This is a genomic window from Streptomyces sp. NPDC048254, assembly GCF_043201895.1.
Lineage (GTDB): Bacteria > Actinomycetota > Actinomycetes > Streptomycetales > Streptomycetaceae > Streptomyces.
In genome coordinates, this window is sequence record NZ_JBICZJ010000012.1 from 27,637 (window position 1) to 46,919 (window position 19,283).

Here is a 19,283-nt window from a genome sequence, read left to right on the forward strand (position 1 = left end):
GGCCTCCTACGCCGCGACCAGATACGAGAACACGGATTCGAGGGACTCGTCGGACGGCGAGACCGTGAGCAGCCGGATGCCATGGTCGCGGGCGACCCTCGGCAGCAGGGCGGTGAAGCGGCCGAAGTCGACGGCCTGGATGCGCAACGCGCCCTCGGTGAGGTCGACTTCGATGCCCGAGGTCGACGGGTCGGCGATCAGCGCGGCCGCGAGGGCGCGGTCGTCGCTGGAGCGGACCAGGTAGCGGTGCGGACGGTCGGTCATCAGACGGCGGATCTTGCGGAAGTCGCCGCTGGCCGCGTGCCGTCCGGCGACCACGACCTCGATGTGCCAGGCGAGTTGCTCGACCTCTTCGAGGATGTGCGAGGAGAACAGCACGGTGCGGCCCTCGTCGCCCATCTTCCGCAGCAGGTCCATCAGTTGCATCCGCTGGCGCGGGTCCATGCCGTTGAAGGGCTCGTCGAGCAGGAGCAGCGAGGGGTCGTGGACCAGGGCGGACGCCATCTTCACGCGCTGGCGCATGCCCTTGGAGTACGTCGAGATCTTGCGGTCCTGCGCGTACTCCATCTCCACCGTCGCCAGCGCCTTCTGGGCGGCCTTGGCGCCGAGGCCGTGCAACTCGGCGTTGGCGACGACGAATTCGCGGCCGGTGAGGAAGTCGTACATCGCCTCGCGCTCGGGGACGATGCCGATGTGCTTGTAGATGGCCTCGTTGCGCCAGGTCGGCTGTCCGTCGAGGGTGACCGTGCCGGTGGAGGGGGCGAGGAAGCCGCCCATCATGTTGATGAGGGTGGACTTTCCGGCGCCGTTGGGGCCGAGCAGGCCGGTGACGCCGGGGCCGATGGTCATGGTGATGTCGTTGACGGCGACCACGTTGCCGAACCAGCGGGAGACATGGTCGATGGAGAGCGTGGTCACAGTCCCACCTTCTTGTAGCGGCGCAGCAGCAGGCCGTAGCAGGCGGCGATGAGGCCGACGATGACGAGCAGGTACACCGCGCCCTGGGCGTGGGAGGGCCCGTCGCCGCCCGGGAAGGTGTTGGTGCCGCCGAGCAGGGCGGTGCTCAGGCCGCCGACCAGGGTGACCGGCGAGAACAGGCCGATCCACGGGATGGCGCCGGTGCTGCCCTGGGCGTCGGCGATGGCCTGGAGGGTGGAGACCGCGCCGTAGGAGATGGTCAGGACGGCGATCACCGCGGCGATGCCGAAGCCGCGGCGCGGCGTGACCGAGGCGATGACCAGACCGATGCCGGCGAACAGCAGGGACAGCAGGGCCACCGAGAGCAGTCCCTGGCCGAACCCCTTCGTCTGGTGGGCGAAGTCCATCTTGGACAGCAGGGCGCCCGCGTACAGCACGACCAGCGGGGCGCCGGTGAGGATGAACAGTGCCGAGCCCAGGGCCGCGAACTTGGACTGGACGTAGTCGGCGGTCTCGATGGGCCGCGAGAAGTACAGCGGGATGGTCTTGAAGCGCAGGTCGCGGGAGACGGCCTGGGGTGCCTGCGAGGCGACGTACAGGCTGATGACGGCCTGCATGATGATCGCGTACCGCGTGTAGGACACCGGCAGGTCGTGCGCCTTGGTGGCGACGGCGACGGCCACCATGATGGCCGCCGGCACGCACATCACCGCGAACAGCAGCATCGGCAGCACCTTGGACTTCACCGAGCGGCCGAGGCCGTAGGAGCCCCGCAGGGTCTGCGAGTAGAGGGACAGGCGGGCGTAGGCGCGGCCCAGGCGCGGGCCGTCGTAGCCGCGGTAGCCGATGTCGTGGATACGGGACTGGTCACCCGCGGGGGTGGCCAGGGGCTGCTCAACCGCCATGGACGGCCGCCTCCTTCCGCTGCTCGTCGCTGCTGGTGAACACTTCGGAGATGTGGTGCCTGCGCTGCTCCATGCGCACCAGGCCGATGCCGAGGTCGGCGACGACGTCCCGTACCAGGTCGTACGTCTCCTCACCCTGGGCGGTGAGCAGCAGGATGTGGCCGGCGCCGGGGAGGCCGCCGCCCTCGTTGTCCGTCTCCACCCCGCGCGCGTGCAGCGCGTCGCGCACCGCGCGGGTGCCGTCGGGGTGCGCGTCGCTGTCGGTGACCTCGATCGCGAGGGTGGTCGTGGACTGGGTGAAGTCCGTGGTGGAGCTGGAGCGCAGCAGCTTGCCGCCGTCGACGACGACCACGTGGTCGCAGGTCCGCTCCAGTTCGCCGAGCAGGTGCGAGGTGACCAGGACCGAGATGCCGAAGTCGGTGTGGATGCGGCGGATCAGGCCGAGCATCTCGTCGCGGCCGACCGGGTCGAGGCCGTTGGTCGGCTCGTCCAGGAAGACCAGCTGCGGGTCGTGCACCAGGGCCTGGGCGAGTTTCACGCGCTGCTTCATGCCGGTCGAGTAGCCGCCGATGGGGCGGTACCGCTCCTCGTAGAGCCCGACATGGCGCAGGGTGTCGGCGGTGCGCTCGCGCGCGGCGGCGGGCGGCAGGCCGGACATGCGGGCCATGTGCACGACGAACTCGGTGGCCGAGACGTCGGGCGGCAGGCAGTCGTGCTCCGGCATATAACCCACCCGCTCGCGGATGGCGGCACCCTTGGTCGCCACGTCGAGGCCGAGCACCTCGGCTCGGCCCTCGCTGGCGGGGGACAGACCCAGCAGGATCTTGATCAGGGTGGACTTGCCGGCGCCGTTGGCTCCGACGAGTCCGGTCACACCGGGTCCGATGTCCACGGACAGCCGGTCGAGCGCGGTCACCCGGGGGAACCGCTTGCTCAGGCTTTCGGTCGCGATCACAGTCACGCCATCGAAGGTAGTGATGTGGACCACGGAGGTCGTCAGACCCTGGAGCCGTCTTCGCGTCACTCTCGAGTATTACGGGACCCTAGGGGATCCCCTGCTTAAGGGCTACGCAGAGTTATCCACAGGACTTGCATCACCTATTGACGTCGCCTCTAACAACTGTCACATTCACCAGTGTCAAGTTACGGACGCGTACCGCAGTCGATGGGGACGGGGCGGATGACGACGACAGCGCACGACGTACTCTCCGAACGCGCGACGGAGCTCCAGGGTTTCCGGCGGGTGCAGCGACTCGCCTACGAATGCGCGGAGGCGATCGCGGCCCGGCTGGAGCCCGGCGTCACCGAGCGCGAGGCGGCCCGGATGCAGCGCGAGTGGCTCCGCGCCCGCGGCGTACGGGACTGGTTCCACCTCCCCTTCGCCTGGTTCGGCGACCGCACCGCGTTCACGGACTTCCGCATACCGCTGCAGTTCTTCCCGACCGACCGCCGGCTGGCCCCCGGGATGCCGTTCATCCTGGACCTGGCCCCGGTGTACGACGGCTACACGGCCGACATCGGCTACTCGGGCTCCCTCGGGATCAACCCCGTACAGGACCGGCTCATGGCCGACCTGGAGGCACACCGGGAGCTGATCCTGCGCGAGGTGCGCGAGCGGCGCCCGCTGCGCGAGATCTACGAGGACGTGGACCGCCTCATGATCCGCCAGGGCTACGCCAACCGGCACCGCGCTTACCCGTTCGGCGTGATCGCCCACAAGGTGGACCGGGTGAAACAGCGCCGCTGGTCACCTCATCTTTTCGGGTTCGGCACCCAGTCCCTGAAGGGCCTCGCCGCCGACGCCCTGCACGGCCACCGCGAGGGCTGGTCGCCCCTGTGGTCGCCGTACCGCTTCTCCGACCATCCGCCCCAGCCGGGCCTGTGGGCGGTCGAACCACACCTCGGTTTCCGGGGCACCGGAGCCAAGTTCGAGGAGATCCTCGTGGTCACCGACTCCCGGGACCCCGAGCAGAGCGCCTTCTGGCTGGACGACGATCTGCCGCACGTGCGGCGCTGGGCGGAGGACAAGTGACGGCACTGAAGGGCGCACGCGAACGCCGGGTGCACACCGGCGGCATCGAACTGTGCGTGGCGGAACTGGGCGACCCCGCACAGCCGACGGTCGTCCTCGTCCACGGCTACCCGGACAGCAAGGAGGTCTGGTCCGAGGTCGCGCCCCGCCTGGCCGACCGCTTCCACGTGGTGCTGTACGACGTCCGGGGCCAGGGCCGCTCGACCGCACCGCAACCGCTGCGCGGCGGCTTCACGCTGGCCAAACTGACCGACGACTTCCTGGCCGTGATCGACGCGGTGAGCCCGGACCGCCCGGTGCACCTGGTCGGCCACGACTGGGGCTCGGTGCAGTCCTGGGAGTTCGTCACCGTGGGGCGCACGGAGGGCCGTATCGCCTCCTTCACCTCGATGTCCGGGCCGTCCCTCGACCACTTCGGACACTGGATCAACGCGCGCGTGAAACGCCCGACACCCCGCCGGGTGGGCCAGCTCCTCGGCCAGGGCGCCAAGTCCTGGTACGTGTACCTGCTGCACACCCCCGTCGTCCCCGAACTGGCCTGGCGCGGCCCGCTCGGCAAGGCCTGGCCGGGCATCCTCCGACGAGCCGAGAAGCTCCCCGCCGGGGACTACCCGACCGGCTCCCTCCGCTCCGACGCGGCGCACGGTGCCTGGCTGTACCGCGACAACGTACGGTCCCGGCTGCGCCGCCCGCGCGAGGACGCGTACGCGCACGCACCCGTGCAGCTCATCACGCCCCTGGGCGACGCGTTCCTCTCCGCGCGGCTGTACGACGACCTGGAGCGCTGGGCACCCCAGCTGAGCCGCCGTACCCTGCCCGACAAGCACTGGGTCCCGCGTACCCGGCCGGACCAGGTGGCGTCCTGGATCGAGGAGTTCGTGATCTCCGTCGAGGACGGCCGGGGCACCGAACCGAAGCGGGCGGACCGCCATGCCCAGCGGTTCGGCGGCCAGTTGGTGCTGGTCACCGGCGCGGGCAGCGGCATCGGCCGGGCCACGGCGTTCGCGTTCGCGGAGGCGGGCGCGCGCGTGGTGGCCGTGGACCGGGACGCGGAGGCCGCCGTCCGCACCGCCGAGCTGTCCCGGCTGATCGGAGCGGCGGACGCCTGGGCCGAGACGGCCGACGTCTCCGACGAACAGGCCATGGAGAAGCTCGCCGAGCGGGTCCACCGCGAGCACGGGGTCCTTGACGTACTGGTCAACAACGCCGGAATCGGCCTCTCCGGCTCGTTCCTCACGACGACCACGGAGGACTGGCGCAAGGTCCTGGACGTCAACCTCTGGGGCGTGATCCACGGCTGCCGCCTGTTCGGCGCGCGGATGGCGGACCGCGGCCAGGGCGGCCACATCGTGAACGTCGCCTCGGCGGCCGCCTTCCAGCCCTCACGGGTGTTGCCGGCCTACAGCACCTCCAAGGCGGCGGTCCTGATGCTGTCCGAGTGCCTGCGCGCCGAACTCGCCGCTCAGCGCATCGGCGTGACCGCGATCTGCCCCGGCATCGTCAACACCAACATCACGTCGACCGCCCGCTTCACAGGGGTCGACGAGGAGGAGCAACGACGGCGGCAGAAACGCTCGGCCCGCCTGTACGGGATGCGGAACTACCCGCCGGAGAAGGTGGCTTCGGCGATTCTGGAGGCGGTGGAGCACAACAGGGCGGTGGTACCGGTGACACCGGAGGCGCGGGGGGCGCGGGTGCTGTCGCGGGTGGCGCCGGGGGTGCTGCGGAGGATCGCGAGGATGGAGCCGAGGCTGTGACGGCCGACCCCTCACCGCACAAGGCGTACCGCATCGAAGACCTGGCCCACCACTCCCGGACCAGCGTCCGAACCATCCGCGCCTACCAGGACAAAGGCCTGCTGCCCCGCCCGGAGCGCCAGGGCCGCGCCAACCTCTACTCCGACGCCCATCTCACCCGCCTCCACCAGATAGCCGACCTCCTCGCCCGCGGCTACACCCTCGCCTCCATCAAGGACCTCCTCGACGCCTGGGACACCGGCCGCGGCCTGGCCGGTGTCCTGGGCCTCGTCACCGAGGCCGAGGGCCCCTGGAGCGACGAGGAACCGGCCCGTCTCTCCCGTGCCGACCTGGACGCCCGCTTCGGCGGCACCCCCGACGACACGGCCGTGGCCGAGGCCGTGGCACTCGGCGTCCTGGAACCGGTGCCGGGCGACCCCGACTCCTTCCTGGTCCCCAGTCCCCAAGAGCTGGCCGTGGCAGCCGAGTTGTACGCGGCGGGGGTACCGCTCTCCGCGATCTCGGACCATCTGCGGGAGTTGAGGACCCAGGTCGAGCACATCGCCGCCCGCTTCCTCGAGTTCACCACCGAGCACGTCTTCGCCCGCTACCTCGACGACCCGCACCACCGCACCGACGCGAAAGCGGCCGAGGCGGCCTCCCTGGTCCGGCGCCTGCGCCCGCTCGCCCAGCAGACGGTGGACGCCGAACTGGCCCGGGCCATGCGCCTGTTCGCCACCCGCGAGGTGCGCCGGCGACTCGGTACCGGGGAGCAGCCGAAGTCCCGGGAGGAGACGCGTACCGTGTCTCTCCCCGCCGACACGATTCAGGCCGTACGACGCCTGGTTGGCCCGGACCACATCGCCGAGTTCATCGCCCTGGCCGCCGAACGGGAGGCGCGCGCACGCCACTTGGACGCGCTGACCGCACATCACGTCCCCGTTAACGATCTTGACGAAACGCCCTGAATCGCCCAGCGGTTGTCCACAGCACGGCCAATTCCCCTGTGGATAACCGCACTTGGTTGTGGATCAAACCTTCGGCAAAAAATATCTGCGTGATCCGCGTCTCTCCCGGCACGCTGGTGGCGTGAACGACAAGAAGAGCCACAGACCGCACCGCGAAAAGAACGACAAGCCGAACATCGGACAGAACGACAGGACGTGGGACGACCGGCGCACCGTGAAGGTGTCGAAGTACCTCTCGAAGCACCTGCGCCACCAGCCGGAACGCATCGGCCTCACGCTCGACGAGGCCGGCTGGGTGGAGATCGACACGCTGCTCGCGGCGGCAGCGGCGCACGGCTTCCCGGTCACCCGCGAGGAACTCGACCACGTCGTCGCCGCCAACGACAAGCAGCGCTTCGCGATCGAAGGCGCCCGGATCCGCGCCAGCCAGGGCCACAGCATCGACGTCGAACTCGGACTGCCCCCGGCGACCCCGCCGCCGTACCTCTACCACGGGACCGTGGCCCGGTACCTGGACGCGATCCGGACCGCGGGTCTCCGCCCGATGAGCAGGCACGACGTGCATCTGTCCGCCGACCGCGAGACCGCGACCCGGGTAGGTGCCCGGCGCGGGCGCCCGGTCGTGCTGTCGGTGGACGCCGGCGCGATGCACCGAGCCGGCCATGTCTTCCACGTCAGCGCGAACGGGGTGTGGCTGACGAGGGCCGTACCGCCGGAATACCTGCGCTTCCCCGACCCGCACTGACCCCTGCATGATGGCTGGTATGGACCAGAGTGACCGCAGCGACCTCCTCCCCACGACCGAGGCGGCCGTGACCGCTCTTCGCGTGATCGCCGCCGAGTGCGGCCGCGAGATCGAGGTGACGCACGACATCGGCGCGGACCAGACCTCCCCGCGCAGCGCGGCGGGCTTCGGGGTCACCGCGGACCCGGACGGCTCGCTGCCGCACGAGGCATACGCCGAGTTCGGCGGGTGCCCCGGGTGAGCGTGCGGCTCTACCCGGACGACGACGCGCTGATCACGGTGGAGGGCGTCGCGTTCCACGACCTCCCGCGCGACGACGTGCCGGCCTTTCTCCGCGCCGTCTTCGGCGGGCTGGCCCATGTCCGCGCCCGCCGTTTCCCGCCGACGGCCTCGCTGGTCGTACCGCTGCCCGGGGACCGTACGTACAAGGAGCACCTGAGTGCGAGCTTCCTCACGCCGTGGCTGAGCGGCCGCATACGGTGACCGTTTCGTCCACTGTCGCCGGGGCCCCTTAGTCTCGGACGCATGAGTCTGCGTCTGAGCACCGTGATCCTGCCGTACCGCCGCTGGAGCGAGGGCGGCCGCGCCGCGTGGACGCGGGCCGAGGAGCTGGGCTTCCACACCGCGTACACCTACGACCACCTGTCCTGGCGCAGTTTCCGGGACGGCCCGTGGTTCGGTGCGATTCCGACGCTGACCGCCGCCGCGTCCGTCACCGACCGGCTGCGTCTGGGCACGCTGGTCACCTCGCCGAACTTCCGGCATCCGGTGACGCTCGCCAAGGAGCTGATCTCCCTCGACGACATCTCCGGCGGCCGGGTGACGCTGGGGATCGGCGCCGGCGGCACCGGCTTCGACGCCACCGCGCTCGGCCAGGAGCCGTGGACCGCGCGCGAGCGCGCCGACCGGTTCGCCGAGTTCGTGCCGCTGCTCGACCGGCTGCTCACCGAGGACTCCGTGACGTCCGAGGGCGAGTTCTACTCGGCCCACGAAGCGCGCGACATCCCGGGCTGTGTACAGCGGCCCCGGCTGCCCTTCGCGGTCGCGGCCACCGGCCCGCGCGGGCTGAAGCTGGCCGCGCGGTACGGGCAGGCGTGGGTGACCACCGGCGACCCGAAGCTGTACGAGAACGGCACGCCCGAGCAGTCCGTCGAGGCGCTGCGCGGTCAGACGGTCAAGCTCGGCGAGGCCTGCGCGGCGGTCGGCCGGGACGCGTCGGAGCTGGAGAAGGTCCTGCTCACGGGGTTCACCCCGGACCGTGCCCGGCCGCTGGAGTCCCTGGACGCCTTCGTGGACTTCGCGGGCCGTCACCAGGAGCTGGGCTTCACCGAGCTGGTGATCCACTGGCCCATCCCCGACTCGGACTTCGCGGCCGAGGAGAAGGTCTTCGAGCAGATCGCCATGGAGGCCCCGGCCCAACTGGCCTGAGGCCGACGGGCGGGAGCCGAGGAGAGTGGGCCGAGCGGGCGGACAGGGCCCCAGGGACGCTTCGGAAGTCGTCTGTGTCTCATCTGTGCGGAGCACCGCACTGGCGTGCGGGCATATGCGCGAGAATGGCCCGGTGACCTCAGCGACCCGACAGCCCGAGACCTCCGCCTTCGCGACTCCCCCCCGGCTGATCGCCACCGATCTCGACGGCACCCTGCTGCGCGACGACAAGTCGGTCTCCCCGAGGACGGTCGCCGCGCTGGCCGCAGCCGAGGAGGCGGGCATCGAGGTCTTCTTCGTCACCGGCCGCCCGGCCCGCTGGATGGACGTCGTCAGCGACCACGTCCACGGCCACGGCCTGGCCATCTGCGGCAACGGCGCCGCCGTGGTCGACCTGCACGGCGGCCCCGGCGCCCACCGCTTCGTGAAGGTGCGTGAACTGGCCAGGGAGAACGCGCTGGACGCGGTACGGCTGCTGCGCGACGCCGCGCCCGGCACGGTGTACGCGGTCGAGCAGACGTACGGCTTCCACCAGGAGCCGGCCTATCCCAAGCTGCACCTGGAGACACCGGACCATCTGCTGGCCGCCGAGGAGATCCTCGCGGCCGACGGCCCGAGCGCCGGCGAGCCCGTGATCAAGATCCTCGCCTACCACCCCGACCTCGACCCCGACGCGTTCCTCGCCCTCGCCCGCCTCGCCGTCGGCGAGCGCGCCAACGTCACCCGGTCCAGCCCCAGCGCCCTGCTGGAGATCAGCGGTCCGGGGGTCTCCAAGGCCAGCACGCTGGCCCTGGAGTGCGCCGAGCGCGGCATCTCGCACGAGGAGGTCGTGGCCTTCGGCGACATGCCCAACGACGTCGAGATGCTGACCTGGGCCGGGCAGTCGTACGCGATGGGCAACGCCCACCCCGACGTGATCGCCGCCGCCTCCGGCCGTACGGTCGCCAACAACGAGGACGGTGTGGCGGTCGTGATCGAACAGCTGCTGGCCGCGCGCATCTGAAACCGCCGGATTCGGTACGGCACAGGCTGCCGGCTCCGGTTTCAGTGCGGCGCCGGCCAGGTCATCGTCGTCCCGCCCCCGTCGGGGATGCGACCCCGTCCTCGGCGACCGTCAGCCGGGCGCTCTTTCGCCCGTGGGGCAGCGTCACCATGGCCTCGACGACGACCTCGATCCGGGAGGCACCGGAGTCCCCGAGGCGCTCCACTCGGTCCTAAGACGCTCCCACCAGGCCCTGAGGTGCGTCCGCCGGTGACTCCGTCGCCGCCTCCCGCTCCGCCATCCCCCGCAACGGCCCGGCCACGGCGGCCAGCTCCGCGTACGGCCCGCGCTGTACCACCCGGCCCTCGTCGAGCACGATCACCTCGTCCACGGCCTCCAGGCCCGCCAGCCGGTGGGTGATGAGCACGGTCGTACGGCCCTCGGTGGCGGCCAGCAGATCCGTGGTGAGCGCGTCCGCCGTGGGCAGGTCGAGATGCTCGGCGGGCTCGTCCAGGACGAGCACCGGGAAGTCCGCGAGCAGCGCCCGGGCGAGCGCCAGCCGCTGCCGCTGGCCCCCGGACAGCCGGGCCCCGTGCTCGCCGACCAGGGTGTCGACCCCATGGGGCAGCCCGTCCACCCAGTCCAACAGCCGGGCCCGGCCCAGCGCGTCCCGCAGGTCCTCCTCAGTGGCGTCCTTGCGGGCGAGCAGCAGGTTCTCGCGTACGGAACTGTCGAAGAGGTGCGCGTCCTGGGCGCACAGCCCGACGAGCCGGCGTACGTCGTCGCTGTCCATGCCGTACGCGTCCACGCCGGCCAGCGTGTAGGAGCCAGCGTCCGGGGCGAGGAACCGCAGCAGGACCTGGGCGAGGGTCGTCTTGCCGGAGCCGGAGGGACCGACCACGGCGATCCGGCGCCCCTCGTGGAGGGTGAGGTCGAGCCCGGCGAGCGCGTCCCGACGCTGGCCCTCGTGGCGTGCGGACAGGCCCTTCAGCACGACGGGGAAAGGCGCGGCGGGTATCTGGCGGGGCCGCTCGGGCTCCCGTACGGGCTCGGGCGCGTCCAGCACCTCGTAGATGCGCTCGGCGCTCTTGCGCACCCGCTGCCGGTGCCGCACGGCGAGCGGGAGCCCCAGCACGGCCTCGAAAGCGGCCAGCGGCGTGAGCACGACGACCGCCATCGCCACTCCGCTCAGTCGGCCGTCGGCGACCCCCTGGGCGCCCAGCAGCGCCGTGGCGGCGACGGTCAGGCCCGTCAGCAGAGCGGTCAGTCCGTCACCGAGGGCGGTGGCGGCGGCGGCCCGTGAGCCGATCCGGGTGAGCGTGCCGTCGGCCCGCCGGGCGTCGCCGGTACGGGCGGGCAGCGCGCCGGCGACGGTCAGTTCGGCGGTGCCGGTGAGCAGGTCGGTCACGCGGGTCGCGAGCAGGCCGCGGGCGGGTGCCAGCCGCTGCTCGGCGCGTCGGGCCACGGCGGAGGTCACCAGCGGAACACCGACGCCGGCCGCCAGCAGCCCCACGGCCAGAGCGGCGCCCGCCGCGGGCAGCAGCCAGGCCGTGAACCCCACGGCCCCGGCGGACACGGCCACCGCGACCCCGGCGGGCAGCAGCCAGCGCAGCCAGTAGTCCTGGAGGGTGTCCACGTCGGCGACGAGCCGGCTGAGCAGGTCCCCGCGCCTGGTCGTCCGAAGCCCGGCAGGTGCGAGCCGTTCAAGGCGCCGGTACACGGCGACCCGGGTGTCGGCCAGCATCCGCAGCACGGCGTCGTGCGACACGAGCCGCTCGCTGTACCGGAACACGGCCCGCCCGATACCGAAGGCCCGCGTAGCCGTCACAGCGACCATCAGATACAGCACCGGCGGCTGCTGCGAGGCCCGCGAGATCAACCACCCGGAGGTCGCCATCAACCCCACAGCGCTGCCGAGCGCGAGAGCCCCCAGCAGAAGAGCGAGCAACAACCGCCCCCGCCGAGCCCCAGAGGCCGCACGAACCCGCCTCAGAACACCCTGCTGAGACACACCCGCCGTCTCCACAGCCCCACGCACAGACAGCCCGAACCGCCCCGCCGAGCCGCTTTCCGGCCGACCGGGCTGCTCGCTCGCCTCGCTTTCCAATTGACCGAGTCGGGTGGTGGGTGGGCGAAGGGGCTGGTCCAGGGGGCGGGGCCTTCCGGGGGCCTCGCTGCCGGAGAGCCTCACCACCCGGTCCGCCGCACAGAGCAGGGCCGGCCGGTGCACCACCAGCAACACCGTCCGCCCCGCGGCAAGCCGCCGTACCGCCGCCACAACCTCCGCCTCGGTCGCCCCGTCCAGCGCAGCCGTAGGCTCATCCAGCAACAGCACAGGCCGGTCCGCAAGGAACGCCCGCGCCAGCGCCAGCCGCTGCCGCTGCCCGGCGGACAATCCGGCCCCGTCCTCACCGAGCACGGTCCCGGCGCCGTCCGGCAACGCGTCCACGAACTCCAGCGCCCCCGCGTCCCGCAACGCCCGCCGTACCGCCTCGTCGTCCGCGTCGGGACGTGCGAGCCGTACGTTCTCGGCGATCGTCCCGGCGTACAGATGCGGCCGCTGCGGCACCCACGCGATCCGCGACCGCCACGCCTCCAGGTCCACCTCGCCGAGCTCGGCTCCCCCGATCCGCACCCGACCGGCCACCGGCCGCACGAACCCCAGCAGCACGTTCAGCAGCGTCGACTTGCCCACGCCACTCGGGCCGACCAGTGCGACGGTCTCGCCAGGTTCCACGGTGAACGACACATCGGTCACCGTGTCCGCCGAGCGATCCGGGTAGCGGACCGTCACTCCTTCGAAGGCCAGGGCGGCATCGGAAGGGATCTCCCCCGCACCGGACACCGGCACCGGCGTCTCCAGCACGGCGAAGATCTCCTCCGCCGCCGCGAGCCCCTCCGCCGCCGCGTGGAACTGGGCACCCACCTGCCGCAGCGGAAGGTACGCCTCGGGCGCCAGCACCAGGATGACCAGCCCGATGTACAGGTCCATGTCTCCGTGCACCAGCCGCATACCGATGGTCACGGCGACCAGCGCCACCGACAGCGTGGCGAGCAGTTCCAGCGCGAAGGAGGAGAGAAAGGCGATCCGCAGGGTCCGCATGGTCGCCTGCCGGTACTCGCCGGTGATCCGGCGGATGGACTCGGCCTGTGCCTTGGCCCGCCCGAACACCTTCAGCGTGGGCAGCCCGGCGACCACGTCCAGGAAGTGGCCGGACAGCCGGGACAGCGACCTCCACTGACGGTCCGTACGGGACTGGGTGGCCCAGCCGATCAACACCATGAAGAGCGGGATGAGCGGCAGAGTGCCGACGATGATCGCCGCGGACACCCAGTCCTCGGTGACGATCCGCGCGAGCACCGCGACCGGTACGACAACCGCCAGCCCCAACTGGGGCAGATAGCGGGAGAAGTAGTCGTCGAGGGCGTCGACGCCTCGCGTGGCGAGGGCGACCAGCGACCCGGTCCGCTGACCGCTCAGCCAGCCGGGCCCGAGCGCCACCGCCCGGTCGAGAAGCCGCCCCCGCAGTTCGGACTTGACGGCCGCGCTCGCCCGGTGCGCGGCCAGCTCGGTCAGCCAGGAGACCAGTGCCCGGCCGATGGCGACGGCCGCCAACAACAGCAGGGGAGTGCGGAGTTCGGATACCGAGTGGCCGTGCTGGAACGCGCCGACCACCACTTCGGCGATGAGCATCGCCTGGGCGATGACCAGCCCGGCCCCGACCGCACCGAGGCCGACGACCGCGATCAGGAAGAGACGAGTGGCTCGGGCGTAGCGCAGCAGACGCGGATCGATTGGTTTCACGTGAAACATGCCCTTCGGTCCGTAGTGGGTGTTTCACGTGAAACACCCACTCCTTGGACTCATGCGGACTCAGTGCAGGGTCGATGCGGGGTTAAGGCGGACTCAGCGCCGACTCAGTGTGCGGCTTCGGCTGCGATGTGCTGCGTACCGATCCGCTTGCGGAACACCCAGTACGTCCACCCCTGGTAGAGCATGACGAGCGGTGTGGCGATCGCCGCGAGCCACGTCATGATCTTCAGGGTGTAGGGGCTCGACGAGGCATTGGAGACCGTGAGGTTCCAGTCCGCGTTGAGCGACGACGGCATGACGTTCGGGAAGAGCGACAGGAAGAGCATCGCCACAGCGGCCACGATGGTCACGCCGGACAGGGCGAACGCCCATCCTTCACGGCCCCGCAGGTTGGCCCCGAGTGCGGCGACCAGCGCGGCGACCGCCACCACCAGGGCCACCAGGCTCTTGCCGTCTCCGCTGTCGGCCTGCGTCCACAGCAGGAAGGCCAGCGCCAGCACGGCGGCCAGCAGACCGACCTTCGTCGCCAGCTTCCGCGCCCGCACCCGGATGTCACCCACGGTCTTGAGTGCGGTGAACACCGCGCCGTGGAAGGTGAACAGGGTCAGCGTCACGAGTCCGCCGAGCAGGGCGTGCGGGTTGAGCAGGTCCCAGACGTTGCCGACGTACTCGAAGTGCTGGTCGATCTTCACGCCCCGCACGATGTTCCCGAAGGCCACGCCCCACAGGAACGCCGGGATCAGCGAGGTCCAGAAGATCGCGGTCTCCCAGTTGCGCTGCCAGTTCTCCTCGGGACGCTTCGCCCGGTACTCGAAGGCGACGCCCCGGACGATCAGACAGACCAGGATGACCAGCAGGGGCAGATAGAAGCCGGAGAAGAGCGTGGCATACCACTCGGGGAAGGCGGCGAAGGTCGCGCCGCCCGCGGTGAGCAGCCACACCTCGTTGCCGTCCCAGACCGGGCCGATCGTGTTGATCAGCACCCGCTTCTCCGGCCGGTCACGGGCGAGCAGCTTGGTGAGGATGCCGACCCCGAAGTCGAAGCCCTCCAGGAAGAAGTAGCCGGTCCACAGGACGGCGATCAGGACGAACCAGACGTCGTGAAGTTCCATGACTGCGTCTCCCTCGGCCTAGTACGAGAAGGCCATCGGCTTGTCGGCGTCACGCGCCTCGCCGCCGATCTTCGTGGGCGGGTTGAGGTCGTCCTCGGTGAGCTCGGGCGGGCCGGCCTTGATGTACTTCACGAGCAGCTTGACCTCGATGACGGCGAGGATGGCGTACAGCGCGGTGAAGGTGATCATCGAGATGAGGATCTCGGCCTGGGAGACACCGGGGGAGACGGCGTCACGGGTCTGCAGGACGCCATAGACGACCCACGGCTGACGGCCCATCTCGGTGAAGATCCAGCCCCAGGAGTTGGCGATCAGCGGGAAGCCCAGCGTCCAGATCGCCACCAGCCAGTACAGCCTGCCGAGCTTCGGGCTGAGGGCCTTGTTCTTGAAGAGGACCAGATGCGGCACCTCGTCCTCACCGACCCGCAGATGCTGCGGCAGCATGAACTTCTTACGGGTCAGCCAGAGTCCGACCAGACCGATGGCGAAGGACGCCATGCCGAAGCCGATCATCCAGCGGAACGCCCAGAAGGTGACCGGGATGATGGGCCGGTAGTCGCCGGCGCCGTACTTCTGCTGCTCGGCCTTGTTGGTGTCGTTGATGCCGGGGACGTACGAGTTGAAGTTGTCGTCGGCCAGGAACGACAGCAGGCCGGGGACGGACAGTTCGACGGTGTTGTGGCCCTTGCTGACGTCGCCGTAGGCGAAGATCGAGAAGGGCGCCGGCTTCTGGCCGTCCCACAGGGCCTCGGCGGCGGCCATCTTCATCGGCTGCTGCTTGAACATGACCTTGCCGAGGGTGTCACCGCTGATCGCGGTGAGCATGCCGGCGATGACGACGGTGACCAGGCCGAGCCGCAGCGAGGTCTTCATCACGGTGATGTGCTTCTTGCGGAACAGGTGGAAGGCGGCGATGCCGACCATGAACGCGCCGCCGGTCAGGAAGGACGCGGACAGCGTGTGGAAGGCCTGGGCCAGCGCGGTGTTCTGGGTGAGTACGGCCCAGAAGTCGGTGAGTTCGGCCCGCCCCTTCGCCTTGTCGATCTTGTAGCCGACGGGGTGCTGCATCCACGAGTTGGCCGCGAGGATGAAGTACGCGGACAGGATCGTGCCGATGGAAACCATCCATATGCAGGCCAGGTGGATCTTCTTGGGCAGCTTGTCCCAGCCGAAGATCCACAGCCCGATGAAGGTGGACTCGAAGAAGAAGGCGATCAGTGCCTCGAAGGCGAGCGGGGCACCGAAGATGTCGCCGACGAACCGCGAGTAGTCGGACCAGTTCATGCCGAACTGGAACTCCTGCACGATGCCGGTGACCACACCCATCGCGATGTTGATCAGGAAGAGCTTGCCCCAGAACTTGGTCGCCCTGAGGTACTTCTCCTTCTCCGTGCGCACCCATGCGGTCTGCAGTCCGGCCGTGAGGGCGGCAAGCGAGATCGTCAGCGGGACGAACAGGAAGTGGTAGACGGTGGTGATGCCGAACTGCCAACGCGCCAATGTCTCCGGCGCCAGGGCCAGGTCCACGTCGTCGGTCTCCTTACGTCGCCGTAGTGCAGCGGCAGTTTGCCCCCTTTGCCGCAGACATCACGGAGCAAACGGGACACGCTTGTGAATGCATTCACATTCACAAGCCATTATGACGTACCGATTTTCGACGCGGGCAGGGGGGTCCTGTCTTCTCCGTCACGTCGACCCACGGGCCCTCGGTTTCACGTGAAACCCATACGCAACGGGGTCGCCTCGACGGCGACCCCGTGTGTGGAACTGGCCTACTGCTGGAGCTCCTTGTGGCTAGAGCTCCTTGCGGAAGTTCTCCGCCGCCTTCAGGAAGATGTCGTTCGCCTCGGTCTCCCCGACCGTCACCCGGACACCCTCGCCCGGGAACGGTCGGATGACCGCGCCGTGCTCCTCACAGAGCTGCGCGAAGGCCGTCGTACGCTCCCCCAGCCTCAGCCACACGAAGTTGGCCTGGGTCTCCGGAACCGTCCAGCCCTGGGCGCGAAGCGCCCCGACCACGCGCTGCCGCTCGCACACCAGCGAGCCGACCCGGCCGAGCAACTCGTCCTCCGCCCGCAGCGAGGCGATCGCCGCCTCCTGGGCGAGCTGGCTCACGCCGAACGGCACCGCCGTCTTGCGCAGCGCCGCCGCCACCGGCTCATGGGCGATCGCGAAGCCGACGCGCAGTCCGGCGAGGCCGTACGCCTTCGAAAAGGTCCGCAGGACACAGACGTTCGGACGTTCGCGGTAGATCTCGACGCCGTCGGGTACCTCGGGGTCGCGGATGAACTCCCGGTAGGCCTCGTCGAGCACCACCAGCACATCACCGGGGACCCGGTCCAGGAACCGCTCCAGCTCGGCCCGCTTCACGACCGTTCCGGTCGGGTTGTTGGGGTTGCAGACGAAGATCAGGCGGGTGCGGTCGGTGATCGCGTCCGCCATCGCGTCCAGGTCGTGCACCTCGCCGGGCGTGAGGGGAACCTGGACCGAGCGAGCGCCGCTGATCTGCGTGACGATCGGGTACGCCTCGAAGGACCGCCAGGCGTAGATCACCTCGTCGCCGGGGCCGCTGGTGGCCTGGATCAGCTGCTGGGCGACGCCGACCGAGCCGGTGCCGGTGGCCAGATGTCCGAGCGGGACGCCGAAGCGGTCCGACAGCTCGTTCATCAGTGCCGTGCACGCCATGTCCGGGTAGCGGTTGAAGGAGGCGGCGGCCGCGGTGACGGACTCCATCACACCGGGCAACGGGGGATACGGGTTCTCGTTGGAGGAGAGCTTGTACGCGACGGGACCATCGGCCGCCGCCGCCCTGCCCGGCTTGTAGGTGGGGATACCCTCCAGCTCGGCGCGCAGCTTGGGGCTCGTCTCGCTCACCGCAGTCCTCCTCGCGACCACCAGCGGACCGTCCGCGCCGCCGGCATCCAATACTTCTCACCTTATGAGGATTCGGCGCCGCTGCGTACAGCGAAAGAGCGAGCGCAGAGACTGACCGCGCACCGGCCGAGTGGGCGAGGACCCGGAGCGGCGAACCTCATCCGTCCCACTGGCATCACGGGCATCACCACACGAAGGCGCATTTTTCGGGGGCGCGCCCTACATATATCTACGCGCCGGTGGCTCGCGCCGTGGCGCGCATCACCCGTGAAGGTGAGTTGAGACCTCTTCGAGACATCGGGCACTTGGCAGGCCCATGCGTGCCGACAAGTCACGTCTAACCATTGGATCGTTCAACTGACTTTCTTTCTAAGGTAGTTGACCCCCTTTGACCTTGCAGAAACGTGCCTGTCAACGCGTGCATATGCGTCCGCACTACCCCACCGCATGAGCCCTACTATCGGCTCGCCATGACAGCAGCAGGGAAGCACCAGGTGAGCCGCGCGGAAACCTCTCGGCGAGGAAGCCGGCCGGGCCGGGCGGGCATCAGAGATGTGGCCGCCGCCGCCGGAGTCTCCATCACGACCGTCTCCGACGCCCTGAACGGTAAGGGCCGGCTCCCGGATGCCACCCGGCGCCACGTCCGGGAGGTCGCCGACCGGCTGGGGTACCGCCCCTCGGCCGCCGCCCGCACCCTCCGTACCGGCAAGTCGGGACTCATCGGCCTGACCGTGACGACGTACGGGGATGAACCTTTCACCTTCACCGAGTTCGCGTACTTCGCCGAGATGGCCCGGGCCGCCACCTCCGCCGCGCTCGCCCGCGGCTATGCCCTGGTGATCCTGCCGGCGACCTCACGCCACGACGTGTGGTCGAACGTCGCCCTGGACGGCACGGTCGTCATCGACCCCTCCGACCAGGACCCGGTGGTCAGTGAGCTGGTCCGGCAGGGGCTGCCGGTGGTCTCCGACGGCCGCCCGGCCGGCTCGCTCCCGGTCACCGCCTGGGTGGACAACGACCACGAGGCCGCCGTGCTCGGCATCCTCGACCATCTCGCCGACGCCGGCGCCCGCCGGATCGGCCTTCTCACCGGCACCACGACGGACACGTACACCCATCTGTCCACCACCGCCTACCTGCGCTGGTGCGAACGCGTCGGCCAGGACCCGGTCTACGAGGCCTACCCGGCGCACGACCCCTGTGCGGGCGCCGTAGCCGCCGACCGGCTGCTGGCCCGCCCGGACCGCCCCGACGCCGTCTACGGCCTCTTCGACCCCAACGGCACCGACCTGCTCGCCGCCGCCCGCCGCTACGGGCTGCGCGTCCCCGACGACCTGCTGCTGGTGTGCTGCAGCGAGTCGACCGTGTACGCCAACACCGAGCCGCCCATCACCACGCTCTCCCTGAAGCCGCGCCGCATCGGCACCGCCGTCGTGCAGCTGCTCATCGACGCGATCGAGGGAGTGGAGTCGGACCAACCGGTCGAGCAGGTGATACCGACCGAACTGATCGTGCGTACCTCCTCCCAGCGACGCCCGCAGCGCACCACGGTCAGCCCGCCCCGGGCACCGGAGGAGGAGTAGCACGGACGGCCCGTACGCACGCACGGCCGATCCGTACGCACACGGAGGCGGCCGACGCGCCTGCCGGGCGTCGTCGAGCGACGGCCGGCAGGTGAACGGCGGGTGGTCGAACCCCTGCCCAACCGGGGCGAAAGCCGCACTGAACTGGAGTCCTGCTCCGATTCACCACCCCTGGGTCATCACACG

The 19,283-nt window shown here is 70.2% G+C and carries 15 protein-coding genes and 1 pseudogene; 8 read left to right on the forward strand and 8 right to left on the reverse strand.

Features of this window, described 5'->3' with window-relative positions:
- Positions 1–6: 6 nt before the first annotated feature.
- The 3 genes from ACGFZQ_RS30680 to ACGFZQ_RS30690 are packed head-to-tail and all read right to left on the reverse strand — an operon-like array spanning position 7 to position 2,778.
- Positions 7–918 (reverse strand): ABC transporter ATP-binding protein, encoded by a 912-nt coding sequence (locus ACGFZQ_RS30680; protein ID WP_351695749.1) that lies wholly within the window; start codon positions 916–918, stop codon positions 7–9.
- Positions 915–1,823, reverse strand: coding sequence for an ABC transporter permease (locus ACGFZQ_RS30685; protein WP_393843058.1), 909 nt, complete (start codon positions 1,821–1,823; stop codon positions 915–917). Before ACGFZQ_RS30685 ends, ACGFZQ_RS30680 begins: the two co-directional genes overlap by 4 nt.
- Positions 1,813–2,778 (reverse strand): ABC transporter ATP-binding protein, encoded by a 966-nt coding sequence (locus tag ACGFZQ_RS30690; protein WP_393843255.1) that lies wholly within the window; start codon positions 2,776–2,778, stop codon positions 1,813–1,815. Before ACGFZQ_RS30690 ends, ACGFZQ_RS30685 begins: the two co-directional genes overlap by 11 nt.
- A 225-nt stretch (positions 2,779–3,003) precedes the next feature.
- Between ACGFZQ_RS30690 and ACGFZQ_RS30695 the strand changes: the two genes are divergently transcribed.
- The 7 genes and pseudogenes from ACGFZQ_RS30695 (at position 3,004) to ACGFZQ_RS30725 (ending at position 9,735) form a co-directional block, all read left to right on the forward strand.
- Positions 3,004–3,855: a M24 family metallopeptidase gene (locus ACGFZQ_RS30695; protein WP_393843059.1), complete on the forward strand. Its 852-nt coding sequence runs from the start codon at positions 3,004–3,006 to the stop codon at positions 3,853–3,855.
- Positions 3,852–5,612: an SDR family oxidoreductase gene (locus ACGFZQ_RS30700; RefSeq protein WP_393843060.1), complete on the forward strand. Its 1,761-nt coding sequence runs from the start codon at positions 3,852–3,854 to the stop codon at positions 5,610–5,612. Before ACGFZQ_RS30695 ends, ACGFZQ_RS30700 begins: the two co-directional genes overlap by 4 nt.
- Positions 5,609–6,559, forward strand: coding sequence for a MerR family transcriptional regulator (locus ACGFZQ_RS30705; RefSeq protein WP_393843061.1), 951 nt, complete (start codon positions 5,609–5,611; stop codon positions 6,557–6,559). Before ACGFZQ_RS30700 ends, ACGFZQ_RS30705 begins: the two co-directional genes overlap by 4 nt.
- A gap of 175 nt (positions 6,560–6,734) precedes the next feature.
- Positions 6,735–7,304, forward strand: a complete 570-nt coding sequence (locus ACGFZQ_RS30710) for an RNA 2'-phosphotransferase (RefSeq protein WP_393843256.1) — start codon at positions 6,735–6,737, stop codon at positions 7,302–7,304.
- Positions 7,305–7,311: 7 nt separating this feature from the next.
- A pseudogene (locus tag ACGFZQ_RS30715) lies at positions 7,312–7,787 on the forward strand (hypothetical protein).
- Positions 7,788–7,829: 42 nt separating this feature from the next.
- On the forward strand, positions 7,830–8,732 hold the full coding sequence (locus ACGFZQ_RS30720; protein ID WP_351749087.1) for an LLM class flavin-dependent oxidoreductase: 903 nt from the start codon (positions 7,830–7,832) through the stop codon (positions 8,730–8,732).
- Positions 8,733–8,847: 115 nt separating this feature from the next.
- Positions 8,848–9,735, forward strand: coding sequence for a Cof-type HAD-IIB family hydrolase (locus ACGFZQ_RS30725; protein ID WP_351749085.1), 888 nt, complete (start codon positions 8,848–8,850; stop codon positions 9,733–9,735).
- A gap of 61 nt (positions 9,736–9,796) precedes the next feature.
- Here ACGFZQ_RS30725 and ACGFZQ_RS30730 read toward each other — a convergent pair whose 3' ends face one another.
- From ACGFZQ_RS30730 to hisC, 5 genes are all read right to left on the reverse strand, one after another.
- Positions 9,797–9,940 carry a hypothetical protein gene (locus ACGFZQ_RS30730; protein WP_393843062.1) on the reverse strand — a complete coding sequence of 48 codons (144 nt, stop codon included), beginning with the start codon at positions 9,938–9,940 and terminating at the stop codon, positions 9,797–9,799.
- Positions 9,941–9,946: 6 nt separating this feature from the next.
- Positions 9,947–13,519 (reverse strand): thiol reductant ABC exporter subunit CydD, encoded by a 3,573-nt coding sequence (gene cydD / locus ACGFZQ_RS30735; protein WP_393843063.1) that lies wholly within the window; start codon positions 13,517–13,519, stop codon positions 9,947–9,949.
- A 113-nt stretch (positions 13,520–13,632) separates the two neighbouring features.
- A complete protein-coding gene (gene cydB, locus ACGFZQ_RS30740) occupies positions 13,633–14,640 on the reverse strand; it encodes a cytochrome d ubiquinol oxidase subunit II (RefSeq protein WP_393843064.1) in 1,008 nt (335 codons plus the stop codon).
- A gap of 18 nt (positions 14,641–14,658) precedes the next feature.
- Positions 14,659–16,167, reverse strand: a complete 1,509-nt coding sequence (locus tag ACGFZQ_RS30745) for a cytochrome ubiquinol oxidase subunit I (protein ID WP_351749076.1) — start codon at positions 16,165–16,167, stop codon at positions 14,659–14,661.
- Positions 16,168–16,434: 267 nt separating this feature from the next.
- Positions 16,435–17,514: a histidinol-phosphate transaminase gene (gene hisC, locus ACGFZQ_RS30750; RefSeq protein WP_393843065.1), complete on the reverse strand. Its 1,080-nt coding sequence runs from the start codon at positions 17,512–17,514 to the stop codon at positions 16,435–16,437.
- A gap of 470 nt (positions 17,515–17,984) precedes the next feature.
- Here hisC and ACGFZQ_RS30755 point away from each other — a divergent pair, with 470 nt between their 5' ends.
- Positions 17,985–19,097: a LacI family DNA-binding transcriptional regulator gene (locus tag ACGFZQ_RS30755; protein ID WP_351748148.1), complete on the forward strand. Its 1,113-nt coding sequence runs from the start codon at positions 17,985–17,987 to the stop codon at positions 19,095–19,097.
- The last annotated feature ends 186 nt before the right edge of the window (positions 19,098–19,283 follow it).

Coding starts and splice junctions, on each gene's coding strand:
- cydB (WP_393843064.1), bottom strand. CDS start 14,640: ATGGAACTTCACGACGTCTGGTTCGTCCTGATCGCCGTCCTGTGGACC.
- ACGFZQ_RS30685 (WP_393843058.1), bottom strand. CDS start 1,823: ATGGCGGTTGAGCAGCCCCTGGCCACCCCCGCGGGTGACCAGTCCCGT.
- ACGFZQ_RS30720 (WP_351749087.1), top strand. CDS start 7,830: ATGAGTCTGCGTCTGAGCACCGTGATCCTGCCGTACCGCCGCTGGAGC.
- ACGFZQ_RS30725 (WP_351749085.1), top strand. CDS start 8,848: ATGCGCGAGAATGGCCCGGTGACCTCAGCGACCCGACAGCCCGAGACC.
- ACGFZQ_RS30695 (WP_393843059.1), top strand. CDS start 3,004: ATGACGACGACAGCGCACGACGTACTCTCCGAACGCGCGACGGAGCTC.
- ACGFZQ_RS30755 (WP_351748148.1), top strand. CDS start 17,985: ATGACAGCAGCAGGGAAGCACCAGGTGAGCCGCGCGGAAACCTCTCGG.